Here is a 12,885-nt window from a genome sequence, read left to right as displayed (position 1 = left end):
TCGCCGAGCCGGTGGCCGCGGGGCGGGGTGCCTTCCGACCGAGAGGCTCGCTGAACCATGCACATACTGACCGCCGCCGTGCTGACCACCATGGCCGCAGCCGTCCTCGCCGTGGGGGCTGCCTTCGGCATCGTCGCCGCACTGAACGCCACACCCGAGCAGCCCAATGTGCCTCTCGTCTCCTTCGAGACGGGCCGGCCGACAGCGTCCCCGCAGCCCTAGGGGGAAACCATGCCCGTGCGCACGGCGTGGCGGGACGTCCCCCGCCCGCGGGCACGCAGATTCGCCGCCCTGGCCATGGCCGAGGTGCCCGCACTCGCCCAGGCGATCCTCGGCGAGATCCGCAAGGAGTACCCCGGCCTGCCGCTCGTCGTCGACGATTCGGGCGAGCCCATGGCCCTGATCGGCATCCGCGAGGCACTGGAGGACTTCGTCGGCCATCTTGTGGTGGAGGATCACCTGCCGCACGGGCGCCGGCTGGAGGTGTTCCAGGAGTTCGGCCGCGGCGAGGTGCTGCAGGGTCGCAGCCTGGACTCGCTCCAGGCCATCTACCGGCTCGGTGTCCGGCTCGCGTGGCGTCGTCTCGCCGAGATCGGGCAGCAGGTCGAGATTCCGCCCCCGGCCATGTACGAGCTGGTGGAGTCGGGCTTCGAGTATCTCGACGGGCTCGTCGCACAGTCCGTACGCGGTTATGTCGAAGCAGCCGCCCGCCAGGCCGGCGAGCGGCTTCGGCTGCAGCGGCGGCTGATCAGCCTGATGCTCAGCGAGCACCGTACCGATCCCACCGATGCCCTGGCCGAGCATGCCGAGCGCATCGGATGGCCGCTGCCCGAACAGGTCGCCGTCGCCGTACTGCTGCGGCCCGCCCCGGAATCCGTGGCCCCGGCCGTGGGCCAGGAGGTGCTCCTGGACATGGAGTACGAGCAGCCCCGCATGGTCGTCCCCGAGCCGCACGCGGCCGGGCGGCCCGAACTCCTGGAGCGCGCGATGACCGGCTGGTCGGGCGCGATGGGCCCGCCGGTTCCGCTCGCCGAGGCCGCCAAGTCGCTGCACTGGGCCTTCGCCGCCGTACGCCTGATGGAGCGCGGGCTGCTCCCGGTCGGGCACGTGCTGCAGTGCACGGAGCACACCGAGGCGCTGGTCCTGCTGCCGCCGGAGGAGCTGATCGAGGACATGGCCCGCCGCTGCCTGGCACCGCTCGACCAGTGCGCCCCCGCGCACAGCAGGCGGCTCGTCGAGACGCTGCTCGCCTGGCTGGAGACACGCGGTGGAGCCCCCGAAGTCGCGGCGCGGCTCGGCGTCCATCCCCAGACCGTGCGCTACCGATTACGCCAGATCCGGGCCCTGCTCGGCGACGAGGTGGACGATCCGGACCGTCGTTTCAAGCTGGAGCTGGTGTTACGGGCCCGCCGCCTGCGCGACAGCGGGATGGTCCGGGACACCGGTGAACCCTTGCGGCGCGGTTGGCAATGACGGGGATTCGCCTCAGCGTTGCGTGAACGCGGGAGCCGCCGGAGCCGGTCCCAGGGTCGTCGTGCCGGGGGCCGCCCGGTGGCCCAGTCCCGTGCGGTAGGCGTCCAGAGCGGCTTCGGTGCGTCCACCGCGGCGCAGCAGGTCCCCCAGCAAGCGGCAGAGGTCGGCCAGGTCGCCGCTCGCTCCGCTCCGCTCCAGCAGGGCGAGCGCCACGACATAGTGCTCCTCGGCCGCCTCGGTGTCGCCGCGCTCCTCGGCGATCAGCCCGAGCAGGCGGTGCGCGCCGCCCGCGTGCACCGCGCCGTGCCGGTCGCCGAGTTCCAGGAGGGCCGAGAGCAGACCGGCCGCCTCATCGTGCCTCCCGAGCCGCCGCAGTACGTCGGCGAGCTCCACCTCCACCTGGGCGGTGTAGAGCACGGCGCGCTTGGCGGTCAGCATGTCCCGGGCGGTGCGCAACTCCTTTTCAGCGAAAGCGAGTTCGCCGTTCTGTGCCTGGACGTAGCCGCGCATCCAGTGGCAGTGTGCGAGGTCGGTCCGCAGTCTCAGCTGGCGGTAGATCGCCTGGGCCTTGGCGAGCGAGGCGTCGGCGTCCGCCGTGCGTCCTTCGGCCAGGAAGGTGCGGGCCACCTGCCGGTGCATGCCCGCCACCAGTGCCGGATCGCTGACCTGCGGCGCCAGGGCCAGGGCGAGTTCGGCGGCGTGTGCGGCACGGGCGAGGGCGCCCATGTCGATGTACGGGCCGATGACGGCGGCGTACAGCAGAACCAGCGCCTCGGGGTCGGCCAGGCCGCTCGTTCCGAGCTCGTCGATGGTGGACTCGAGGAGGTAGCAGGCGTAGCGCAGCTCCCCGGCCAGCAGGTGCGCGACGGCACGGCCCCGGATCGCGCGGGCGCGGCGGGGCAGCGGTTCACCGGCCAGGAGCCGCTCCGCCTCCTCGAAGTGCCGTCCCGCATCGGCCAGTTCACCTGATTCCAGAGCGCAGTCGCCGAGCCCGAGCAGCGCCTCGGCCTGCTCGGGAGCGAGGCCGAGGTGTTCCGCGTCGGTCAGGAGACGGCGGTAGCTGACGGCGGCCTCGTCGGCTGCGCCGGTGGCCAGCTGCTGCTGGGCGTCGGTGAGGGCGAGCCGCAGCTCGGTGGCCACATGGGCGGGCCGTCCGGTGGTCAGCTCCTCGTATGTCGTGCCGAGCCGTTCCGCGAGGAAGCGAAGCGCGGTCTCGGAGGGCCGGACCTTGCCGGACTCCAGGGTCGAGACATACGCGGGCGTGTAGGAGGGCTCTGCCAGCTGGCGCTGTGTCAGTCCGCGCTGGTTACGCAGACGCTGCACCCGGCGTCCGATCTCGACCGGTTCGTCCATTGGTACCCCCTCCTGATTCCTGAACTCCCCAGTATTCAGGGGTAGCAGGCATTGCGCACCTCCGGTACGCCCCCTAATTTAAGCAGCCAGTTCATCAGACTTAACCAACCACTTAACTTCCATGACAGGGGGAGGATTCATGCGTTCAGCACGGGGCAGTGCCCTGGCGGCGGCCGGAGTGGCCGCTGTCCTCGTTGCCGTTGTGGCGTCCGCGCCGGGCAGCGCGGCCGCCGACGGGGCGACGCCGGGCCGGAGCGGGGTCGAGGTCGAGATACCCGGGCCGGAGCACGGCAGAGCCGCCGGATCCGGCCACACGCACGTACCGAAGGAGGGCCAAGGCCGCCCGGCCTCCCGGCTCTCGGCGGCAGAGGAAGCCGCCGACGGCGATGTCACCAAGCTGGTGGACAACGGCTCCACCGCCGACCGGCTGGACATCGTCGTCATCGGGGACGGCTACACCGCCGCCGAGCTGGCGCAGTTCCACATCGACGCCAAGGAGAAATGGGCCGAGGTGGCGGCCGTCGAGCCGTACTCGACCTACCAGGGCCTCTTCAACGTCTGGGCGGTCGACGCCGTGTCGAATCAGTCCGGTGTGTCCGGCGACCCCGGAAAGGACACCGTCCGCGACACCGCGCTGGGCTCGTACTTCTGGTGCGACGACATCGAGCGGCTGCTCTGCATCGACCAGGACAAGGTCGACCGCTACGTGGCGAAGGCGCCGGAGGCGGACCTGGTACTCGTCCTCGCCAACAGCACCAAGTACGGCGGTGCCGGCTACAACGAGCCGAGCGCGAGCCTCGGCTACGAAGGCATCTCGACCGCCTCGGCGGGCAATGACAAGTCCGGCCAGGTGGCCATCCACGAGACCGGCCACTCGCTGGGCAAGCTCGCCGACGAGTACTACTACCCCGGCTACCCGGGCTACGAGAAGTACACGGGGGGCGAGCCGGCCGAGTCCAACATCTCCAAGCTGACCGCCGACGAGATGTCCGGACAGTCAGCCAAGTGGCACCGCTGGCTCGGCGAGCAGTCGCCCGACGGCGGTGCGGTCGGCACGTACGAGGGCGGAGGCTACTACGTCACCGGTCTGTACAGGCCCACCGACAACTCCCTGATGCGCTCTCTCGGCAAGCCCTTCAGCCTGCCCGGCGTCGAGGCGATGATCGCCGGCTTCTACCGCCATGCCAGGGTCGTCACCGCCGTCACTCCCACCAGTCGCACACTGCGCCCGGGAAACACCGCGAAGGTCGCCGTGCCCCGGCTGGCCGCCGCGGACGGGCATCAGCTCAGGGTCCGCTGGTATCTGGACGGCAGGGAGCTGAGGTTCTCCGAGGGCCGCACTCAGCTGCGGGTGTCGGAGCTGGTCCCGCGGCTGCTCGACCGCCGCGCACACCAGTTGTCGGCCACCGCCGAGGACCGTACGGCCTCAGTGCGCGACCCGGAAGTCGCCGGGACGCTGAAGTCCACCACCGCCTGGACGATCCGCCTCTGATGCCGAGCGGTCCGCCTCGGAGCTCCTAACGGTCCAGAACCAGTGCCACCAGGGCCTCCGGAGCGCCGGACTGACCCCGGACCCCGGGGAACGCATTGATGTCCACGACGAGCGGGGCCCCGTCGCCCGTGTCGATGATGTCCACGCCGTAGACATCGAGTTCGAAGACCTCGCCGACCCGGCGCACCAGAGCCGGCCAGCCGGGCGGCAGGTCACCGGGCGCGAGCGGCAGTGTGGGACCCCGCCCACCGGGCGAGAGTTCGGAACGGCGCAGGGCGGCGAAGAGCCCGTCTCCGACCGCCCAGAGTTTGTGGTCCCAGCCACTGTTCGGCGCGAACTCCTGGACCACGACAGGCTCATGGGGGTGCGCGGCGGCGAGCTCCCGCAGTTGTATGCCGCCGTCGACACGGGCCACCAGGTCGTGCCGGCGGCTGTGGCGGCTCTTGACGACCGCGGGGCCGGGGAGCGGTGATCCGCAGGCCAGTTGTGCGAGCGTGGCGAAGGTACGGGTGGCCGCGAACGGGAGGCCTGCCCCATGGGCCTTCGCCGCCATCTGAGTCCGGTCCTGGCACAGCGCGGTCGCCGCAGCCGAGTTCACCACCCGGGCGCCGCGCCGCTCCAGACCGGCTGCGAGGGCCAGGGCACGTGGCGTACGCGACTTGAGCAGATAGACATCGGCGAGCGGCCCGGGGATTTCGTCCACCATTCCGGGATCAAGTGTCTCCACCTGATGCGAGGGCGTCAGCAGGGCGGTGGCCGCGGCCAGCAGCGGATGCCCGGGCTCGGGTGTGATCAGGCCGATCCTCATGTGCTCTCGCCCGCCGCCGCGGGAACGTGCACCGGAGCCGGGAGCTGCACGGAATGCGAGCGGGCCGGGGGCAGCACGGCCGCCCCCAAGGACCCGCCCGTGCGGGCGAGCCCGAGCACGGCTCGTGCCACCCGGGCGGCGGCGTCGGGGACCTGACGGAAGCTCGGGAAGTCGTTCACATCGACGACCACGGGACCGTCCGGTCCCAGCACCACGTCCACGCCGTACAGATCGAGGCCGTAGACCACCCCGACGCGCGCGGCTATCGCGGCCACCTCGGCCGACAGCGGCACGCGGCGTTCCGGCACCGAAGGGTCCGGGTGCAGCGGGGAGCAGCGCTCGGTCGCGTACAGCTCGCCGCCCACGCAGTACACCTTGACGTCGATGCCCCGGTTGGTCACATACGGCTGGGCGATGAGCATGCCTTCCGCCGCCAGTTCGGGGACCACGGCGGCGAGCCGGTCCGGTGACGGGACCAGGTACACGGCCCGCCCGGAGCTTCCGTCGGCTGGCTTGACCACCAGCGGGTACTCCGACGCCGGTATCTCTGCCAGCAGATCGGGCCGCGCCGCCGCGTAGGTCGGCGGCAGAGGGAGCCCATTGCTGCGGCCGATTGCCGCGGCAAGTGCCTTGTCCCGTACGCCTCGTATCGACCGGGCGTCGTTGACGGTCGTCATCCCCGCCGAGGCCGCGGCTTCCAGCAAGGTCAGCCCCGGTCCGCCGGAGACCGTCTTGAGCACCCACGCGTCATGGGTGCCGGCCTGCACCACCTCGGTCATGCGCACCAGGGAGCCGCCTGGCCGCAGCACATCGACCCGGTGCCCCCAGGAGGTCAGCTGACGGATCACCTCAATCGGCATGCCGTCGTGCAGGTAGTGTTCCTCCACCAGGAAGCAGAGCCTCATCGACCTTCCCCGTAACCCCCGGACGTCCGCCGATCCCGTCCGGCGAGTTGTGACATCACAGGATGTCATGGACGCCGTGAGGTGATCTCCCTGGGCGTCCCCCGGTGCTTCAAGGCTTCGACCGGCGGCCGCGCGAAGGCATCGCGGACGAGGACCTCACGGCTGTGGGGCGGGTCCTCGTCCGGATGCGTGCCAGACGTCGCCGGGCAGACAGGACTCTGACGACGCGACCTACGACTTGCGGAGCAGCCCGCCGTACTCGTAGATGCCCTTGTTCTTCTCGGTGGCGCCCAGGTACGGGGCCAGGGCCTCGTGCACCGGGGCGAGGGCCGGCTGCTCGGGGTCGGGGCGCCAGTCGGCCAGGTTCACCAGTCCCGGCTCCACCGGGTCAAGACCGTCCAGCAAGGCGTCGAGTTCGGCCGGGGTGCGGGTCTGCCACGGGATGCCGCGTTCCGAGATGTGCTCGGTCATCTGGGCGCCCCTGGCCGGATCGTCGGAGACGACCTGGGACAGGCCGAGATAGCTGCCCGGTGCCGCCCCGTCGATGACGGTGCGCAGAACCCTGTGCGGATCGTCGGCGTCGGTGAGGTGGTGCCCCACTGACAGGAACAGCACCGCCACCGGCTCGCGGAAGTCGATCAGCCGCCGTACCTCGGGGTGGTCGAGGACCGACTGCTGGTCCCGCATGTCGGCCGTGATGACGGTGGTGGAATCGTCGTCGGCGAGCAGCGCCCGGCCGTGTGCCAGCACGATCGGGTCGATGTCGACATAGACGACGCGGGCGTCCGGTGCGAACCGCCGGGCGACCTGGTGGACGTTGTTGTCGGTCGGCAGGCCGCACCCCATGTCGAGGATCTGGCGGATGCCCGCCTCCTGCGTCAGGTAGCGCACGGCCCGGAAGAGGAACTGACGGTTCTGCCGCGCGATGTCCACACATTCGGGGAAGGACGGCAGTGTGGACAGGAGGAAGGCCCGGTCGACGTCGTAGTTGTCCTTGCCCCCCAGCATCCACCCATAGGCTCGTGCCGAGGTGGGCACGTCGAAGGGTATAGAGGTTGTCCCGGACTGCCTGTCATCGGCCATGCGTGCTCTCCGTCTCTCCGTCTGCGGAGCCCGGCTCCGCCGTGGCGAGACTACCCGCTGCCGCTGTCTCTCATGGCGGGTTCGTGGTGGTCAACTCGCCCACTGCCAAGGGAGATTGGCGACTGGTTCGTACAACTCGGGTATACCCGCTCCGCCGACGCCGCGAAGGCCCCGCCGGGGACGGGGCCTTGAAGCGGCTCGGGAAAGCCGGCGAGACGGATCAGCTCCGGGACTGACCGGACATCGGCGCCGTCGCGTAGACACGGGTCGCGAACTCGGCGATCTGCTCGTCGCTCAGGTTCTTCGCGAGATTGGCCTCCGAGATCATGCCGACCAGGCGGTGACCGCCCTTGACGTCGATCACCGGGAGCCGCCTGATCTGGTGCTCCTCCATGGTCGTCAGGACTTCGGTCGCGTCCGCATCCGCGTCGATCCAGTGCACCTTGGCATTGAGCGATCCGGCCTGCACGGTCGCCGGATCGACGCCTTCGGCGCAGCACCTGACGACAATGTCACGGTCGGTGATCAAGCCTGTGAGCCTGTTGTTGTCGCCGCAGATGGGCATGCATCCGACGTCCAGGTCGCGCATCATCTTCGCTGCGTCCATCAGCGACTGGTGCGCACCGACGCACTGCACGCCACCGGACATGATGTCCCGAGCTCGCAGTTTCTCAGCCATGATTTCCTCCCGTCCTCGAGAGCGTTGTGTTCTCTGCCATCGATCACAACACGGATGGCGCAACACCGCTCCTCGGATGCGCGGGCCTGTCAAGGCTCCAGATGGCTGAATCCCACCTCGAAGCGTTCCACCGAGACAACCCGCTGGCCTTCGCGCTGCGCCACCTGGTCGCGGAGCCGGTTGGCCCGTTCCTCGCTGGCGTACATGGTCTGCTCGTCCTCCCACAAGGTCAGCGATTTGGCCTTCCCCGAGGGCCGGTCGATGAGGTAGTACAGGCCCCGGAAGCCGGGAGCCTCCCGCACCTCTTTGAGAACCGCTTCCCAGTTGGCTGTCAGGTCTCCCTGCGACGGGACCGGTGAACCCTGGTACGTGCTCAGCCTCACGAACATCGCGCCAACCCTTTCCTGGCCGGCTGCCGGCCGGAGGGCAGGCAGCTCCAGAACCAGGGTGCTCCGGCATCCCGCACACCGCACGACGAGGGTCGTGACCTGGACATATGCCGGGAGCGGGCGCCTAGAGGCCGGTCCGACGCGCGCCTGCCCCACGCCCGCGCTGGAATGGACGGGTGGCCAGGGCGAGGGAGTTCCGGACGAGGGCGTGGCACGCTCTCGCGTCCGCCGTGCTGATGACGCTCGCCGCCTGCTCGACCGGGCCGTCCGTGGAGAGCCAGGGCGCTGTCGCCGCCGCGCCCAGTGCCGGCAAGCATCTGACCATCGGTTCCGCGGGCTCCACCGAGAGCGAGCTGCTCGCCCGGATGTACGCGCTGCTCCTCGGCAAGGCCGGATACAGCACCGAGATCCTGCCCTTCACCAGCCGGGAGATGTACGAGCCGGCGCTGCAGAGCGGCAGGATCGATGTGGTGCCCGAGTACGCCGCCACCTTCGCGGACTGGCTGAACACCAAGGTCAACGGCCCCGACGCGGGCACGGTCGCCTCGCCCGACCTCGCGAGGACGATGACGGCCCTGCGGAAGCTGGCGACACCGCGCGGTCTGACCGTCCTCGGCCCGGGCAGCGCCGCCCACCAGTACGCCTTCGCCGTCAGCGCGTCCTTCGCCCGGGGCCTCCGCCTGGCTACCCTCAGCGACCTGGGGAGGACGAAGCTGCCCGTGCTGCTGTCGGCGGACGAGGAGTGCGTCCGTCGTCCTGACTGCGCGCCCGGGCTGACGACGACGTACGGAATCGACATCACGGCGGTCGACCCCCGCGGCGTCGGCACCACCCGGGCCAAACAGGCCGTGCAGAGCGGCCGGGACCAGATGCTGCTCACCACGACCACCGACGCGACGCTCGACGACTTCGGCCTCGCCCTGCTCGCGGACGACAAACACCTGCAGAACGCCAATTACATCGTGCCCGTCGTCAACCGTGCCGACGCGGGCAACACGGGGGTCACGCGCGCGTTGGGCAGGCTCAACACCGTACTGACAACGGCCGATCTGGCCCGGCTCAACGAGCAGGTGGACAGCCGGGGGCGGCCGCCGCAGGACGTGGCCAGAGAGTATCTGGTGTCGAAGGAACTGCTTCGCGAGTCCGGCGGCTGAACGCGGCGGCCGGGGCCCTCTACGCCACCGGGCCGGTGTGCAGGCTCTCCAGGCGCCGTTGCAGCACCTGCAGCGCCCCGCGCTGGCGGCCCGGGACAGTGCGGCGCAGCCGGACCAGCGCGGGTGCGAGCGCCCGCGCCCGGGGCAGGTCCCGGATCTGTTCCCACTGGTGATGAGCGCGGTCGACCGCGCCCTCGACATCGAGGTCGTCGGTGGCCTGCCGGCGCGTCAGCCGGGCCTCTGCCGCGGCCATCCACAACTCACAGCTGCGGGCCGGATCCTGTGCGAGCCGCGCGAGATCGGCCCGGACTTCCAGCCAGTGGATTGCCTGCACCGAACCGGTGCCGTGGGTGCGCAACTCCTGCTGCTCCCAGGCGGCGGCCGCGGCGGCGGCCTCCGTGTGCCGCCCGGCGCGGGCGGCGGCGAGGATCGCCGGGTGCGGATCCTGGGGAGGCTGCCGATCCTGGGGAGGCCCCAAAGCCCCGTGCGGCTGCGCGGCCTGTACGCGCGGGGGAGTACCGATCGCCAGCAGCATGGCCTCTTCACCACCGGCCCTTGCCGCGGCCTGCTCGTGCAGGGTGGGCAGGTCCGGCCGTGCCCCGCTGCGCCAGATCGCCGCGCACGCCTTCAGGTAGGCGGGAGTTGCGGCTTCGCGGCCGCGCTGGGGAGCCGGACAGACGCGCCCGTAGAGACGGACGCCCAGTCCGAGTGCGAGGCCGCGCGAGGCGAGGTGGTGCCAGGCGTCGGCGTCGGCGACCAGGTCGACGACGACGGTGGTGGTGCCGGGCCGCCGGATCGCCGTCTCGGCGGCCAGCCAGTGCCACGGAAGCGCCGTGTAGCGCATGGTCGTCGCAGTGGTCCGGGCGAGGGCGAGATGCAACAGCCGCTGTTTCCGGTCCAGTTGGAGCTGGCCCGCGATATAGAGGAAAAGCGGCCCTGCCGCGGTCGCCGCCGCCCGGATCCGGGTGAGGACGGTCTGTGGATCGAGGGGATCGGCGAGTTCGACGACTGTCGCCGCCCGGGTTCCGGTCAGCGCGCCGGGCGGGACTGCGGCGAGTGCGGGCAGCACGGAACTCGCGTCCACGAGACGGCCCTTGCCGACCGGGGCCGCCGCGATGAGCAGCGCTGTTCCCGGTTCTTCCGTGTCCCCTCCATTGATCACCACCCCAGCACGGTAGCCGACGCCTGGCGTCGTACCGTCCGCGTGGACCGTGCCCGACGTGCCTCGACGACGAGCGCTCCGGCGCCGTCTTCAAGGGCGGCACCTGCGACAGGAACGGTCCCTGGACCGGCACCGGGCGGCTCAAGCCCGTCGGCGCCCGGGTCCGTGACCGCGCCAGGACCCCCGACGACTTCCCGACGGGCTGACCAGGGGCTGTCTGTCACCCTGCCCGCCCATGTGATCCCATGGGCGGGCAGGGACACAGAAGAGGAGCATCAGTGACCAGCTATCGCCAGCCGGGAATCGTCCTCACCGACCGGCATTTCACCGTCCCGCTCGATCACGCCGACCCGGCGGGCGAGCAGCTCGACCTGTACGGCCGCGAGGTCGTCGCGAGCGGACGGTCCGGTGCGGATCTGCCCTGGCTGGTCTATCTGGAGGGCGGCCCCGGCTTCGGAGCCCGCCGCTTCGTCGGCAAACAGGCATGGCTCGGGCGGGCGGTACAGGAGTACCGGGTGCTCCTCCTCGACCAGCGCGGCACCGGCCGGTCCACCCCCCTGAACCGCCAGACGCTGCCCCTGCGCGGCGGGCCCCGCGCCCAGGCCGACCACCTCGCCCTCTTCCGCGCCGACAGCATCGTGCGCGACTGCGAGACCATCCGGCCGCGGCTCACCGGCGGCGCGCCGTGGACCGTACTGGGCCAGAGCTTCGGCGGATTCTGCGCCACGCACTATCTCTCCAGCGCCCCCGAAGGGCTGCGGACCGTGCTTGTCACGGGAGGTCTGCCCGCCCTGGACGCCTCTGCCGACGACGTCTACCGCGCCGCCTATCCCCGCATCCAGCGCAAGGTGGAGGCACACTACGCCCGCTATCCGCAGGACGTGGGGCGGGCGCGCCGTATCGCCGAGTATCTGGCCGAGCGCAAGACCGTGCTGCCCGGCGGCTATCGGCTCACCCCCGAAGCCTTCCAGTCGCTGGGCATTCTGCTCGGCGGCGGGGACGGCAGCCACCAGCTGCACTATCTGCTGGAGGACGCCTTCGTCCATGCGGCAGCGGGGTACGAACTCTCCGACGCGTTCCAGGAGGCCGTGCTCGCGATCCTCTCCTACGCGGGACATCCGCTGTACGCCGTGCTGCACGAGGCGATCTACGCCCAGGGCGCGGGGTCGACCGCCTGGGCCGCCGAGCGGGTCCGGGCGGAATTCCCGCAGTTCGACGCGGCGACGGCGCTGGACGGGGACGGCCCGCTGCTGTTCACCGGGGAGAGCATCCATCCCTGGCACTTCGAGGTGGACCCGGCCCTGCAGCCGCTGCGCGAGAGCGCCGAACTGCTGGCCGCCCGCGCCGACTGGACCCCCTTGTACGACCCGGCCCGGCTGTCCGCCAACCAGGTGCCCGTCGCCGCCGCCGTCTACCACGACGACATGTACGTCGACACCGAGCACTCGCTGTGCACCGCCCGCGCCATCCGCGGACTGCGCAGCTGGATCACCGACGAGTACGAGCACGACGGGGTGCGGGCGAGCGGGCAGCGGGTGCTCGACCGGCTGCTCCTGCTGGCCCGCGGGGAGGTATGACGCCCTGTCAGCGTCGTATCCTGCCCGCATGAACGAGCCTGCGACCGAGCAGCTGGAACCGATGCCCGAGGACTGGCAGCGCGCGCTCGCCGTCGTCGCGCACCCCGACGACCTGGAGTACGGCTGCGCCGCGGCCGTCGCAAGCTGGACCGACGGCGGACGTGAGGTCTCCTACCTTCTCGCCACCCGCGGCGAGGCGGGCATCGACACGGTGGAACCGGCCACGTGCGGCCCGCTGCGCGAGCAGGAGCAGCGGGCGAGTGCGGGCGTCGTCGGGGTGTCCTCGGTGGAGTTCCTGGACCACAGGGATGGTGTCGTCGAGTACGGGACCGGGCTGCGCCGGGACGTCGCGGCGGCCATCCGCCGCCACCGGCCGGAGCTGGTGATCACCCTCAACCACCGGGACACCTGGGGCGGCACCGCCTGGAACACCCCCGACCACCGCGCCGTCGGCCGGGCCACGCTGGACGCGGCCGCGGACGCCGGAAACCGCTGGATCTTCCCCGAACTCATCGCCGAACAGGGCCTTCAGCCCTGGAACGGGGTGCGCTGGGTGGCGGTCGCGGGCACCACGACGCCCACCCATGCCGTCGACGCGACGGCAGGCCTTGAGCGCTCCGTCCGCTCCCTGCTGGAGCACCGCACCTATATCGAGGTGCTGACGGACCAGGACCCCGAGGAGTACTGCAGGACCTTCCTGACGGGGAACGCCCGGCGGGCGGCGGCACGCTTCGGCGGCCGGCCCGCCGTGACCTTCGAGCTGTTCGGCCGCTGACACGGGCACCGTCGAAACGGTCGGTCCGCTGTCGC

The 12,885-nt window shown here is 71.1% G+C and carries 13 protein-coding genes; 6 read left to right on the top strand and 7 right to left on the bottom strand.

Going from position 1 to position 12,885, the window contains the following annotated elements; translation table 11 throughout:
- The first annotated feature begins 57 nt into the window (after positions 1 to 57).
- Positions 58 to 222, top strand: coding sequence for a hypothetical protein (locus FBY35_RS36345; RefSeq protein WP_186356853.1), 165 nt, complete (start codon positions 58 to 60; stop codon positions 220 to 222).
- Between the two features lie 9 nt (positions 223 to 231).
- A complete protein-coding gene (locus tag FBY35_RS04120; RefSeq protein WP_142212468.1) occupies positions 232 to 1,473 on the top strand; it encodes a CdaR family transcriptional regulator in 1,242 nt (413 codons plus the stop codon).
- A gap of 12 nt (positions 1,474 to 1,485) precedes the next feature.
- Here the strand turns inward: FBY35_RS04120 and FBY35_RS04115 are convergent, their stop codons facing one another.
- The gene (locus tag FBY35_RS04115; RefSeq protein WP_142212467.1) at positions 1,486 to 2,826 is read right to left on the bottom strand and encodes a helix-turn-helix transcriptional regulator; all 1,341 of its coding nucleotides are present in this window, start codon (positions 2,824 to 2,826) and stop codon (positions 1,486 to 1,488) included.
- A 139-nt stretch (positions 2,827 to 2,965) separates the two neighbouring features.
- Between FBY35_RS04115 and FBY35_RS04110 the strand changes: the two genes are divergently transcribed.
- Complete coding sequence (locus FBY35_RS04110; RefSeq protein ID WP_142212466.1) at positions 2,966 to 4,318, top strand: M64 family metallopeptidase; 1,353 nt, start codon at positions 2,966 to 2,968, stop codon at positions 4,316 to 4,318.
- Positions 4,319 to 4,343: 25 nt separating this feature from the next.
- On the opposite strand, the gene FBY35_RS04105 is transcribed toward FBY35_RS04110, so the two are convergent.
- The 5 genes from FBY35_RS04105 to FBY35_RS04085 all read right to left on the bottom strand — a co-directional run bounded on the left by FBY35_RS04105 (position 4,344) and on the right by FBY35_RS04085 (position 8,182).
- Positions 4,344 to 5,126: a RimK family alpha-L-glutamate ligase gene (locus tag FBY35_RS04105; RefSeq protein WP_142212465.1), complete on the bottom strand. Its 783-nt coding sequence runs from the start codon at positions 5,124 to 5,126 to the stop codon at positions 4,344 to 4,346.
- Positions 5,123 to 6,031, bottom strand: a complete 909-nt coding sequence (locus FBY35_RS04100) for a RimK family alpha-L-glutamate ligase (protein ID WP_142212464.1) — start codon at positions 6,029 to 6,031, stop codon at positions 5,123 to 5,125. Before FBY35_RS04100 ends, FBY35_RS04105 begins: the two co-directional genes overlap by 4 nt.
- A 231-nt stretch (positions 6,032 to 6,262) precedes the next feature.
- Complete coding sequence (locus FBY35_RS04095) at positions 6,263 to 7,114, bottom strand: SAM-dependent methyltransferase (RefSeq protein WP_142212463.1); 852 nt, start codon at positions 7,112 to 7,114, stop codon at positions 6,263 to 6,265.
- A 220-nt stretch (positions 7,115 to 7,334) separates the two neighbouring features.
- A complete protein-coding gene (locus FBY35_RS04090) occupies positions 7,335 to 7,793 on the bottom strand; it encodes a CBS domain-containing protein (protein WP_142212462.1) in 459 nt (152 codons plus the stop codon).
- Between the two features lie 89 nt (positions 7,794 to 7,882).
- Positions 7,883 to 8,182: a hypothetical protein gene (locus FBY35_RS04085; RefSeq protein ID WP_142212461.1), complete on the bottom strand. Its 300-nt coding sequence runs from the start codon at positions 8,180 to 8,182 to the stop codon at positions 7,883 to 7,885.
- Between the two features lie 236 nt (positions 8,183 to 8,418).
- Here FBY35_RS04085 and FBY35_RS04080 point away from each other — a divergent pair, with 236 nt between their 5' ends.
- A complete protein-coding gene (locus FBY35_RS04080) occupies positions 8,419 to 9,336 on the top strand; it encodes an ABC transporter substrate-binding protein (RefSeq protein ID WP_142214886.1) in 918 nt (305 codons plus the stop codon).
- Positions 9,337 to 9,355: 19 nt separating this feature from the next.
- On the opposite strand, the gene FBY35_RS04075 is transcribed toward FBY35_RS04080, so the two are convergent.
- Complete coding sequence (locus FBY35_RS04075) at positions 9,356 to 10,501, bottom strand: hypothetical protein (protein ID WP_142212460.1); 1,146 nt, start codon at positions 10,499 to 10,501, stop codon at positions 9,356 to 9,358.
- Positions 10,502 to 10,776: 275 nt separating this feature from the next.
- Between FBY35_RS04075 and FBY35_RS04065 the strand changes: the two genes are divergently transcribed.
- Together FBY35_RS04065 and FBY35_RS04060 are read left to right on the top strand one after the other, a co-directional pair.
- On the top strand, positions 10,777 to 12,075 hold the full coding sequence (locus FBY35_RS04065) for an alpha/beta fold hydrolase (RefSeq protein WP_186356852.1): 1,299 nt from the start codon (positions 10,777 to 10,779) through the stop codon (positions 12,073 to 12,075).
- Positions 12,076 to 12,103: 28 nt separating this feature from the next.
- Positions 12,104 to 12,850 carry a PIG-L deacetylase family protein gene (locus FBY35_RS04060; RefSeq protein ID WP_142212458.1) on the top strand — a complete coding sequence of 249 codons (747 nt, stop codon included), beginning with the start codon at positions 12,104 to 12,106 and terminating at the stop codon, positions 12,848 to 12,850.
- Positions 12,851 to 12,885 lie beyond the last annotated feature (35 nt).

Origin of the sequence: Streptomyces sp. SLBN-118 (assembly GCF_006715635.1) — a bacterium.
Lineage (GTDB): Bacteria > Actinomycetota > Actinomycetes > Streptomycetales > Streptomycetaceae > Streptomyces.
The sequence above is the reverse complement of the archived record's forward strand: the minus strand, read 5'-3'. Positions and strand labels throughout refer to the sequence as shown.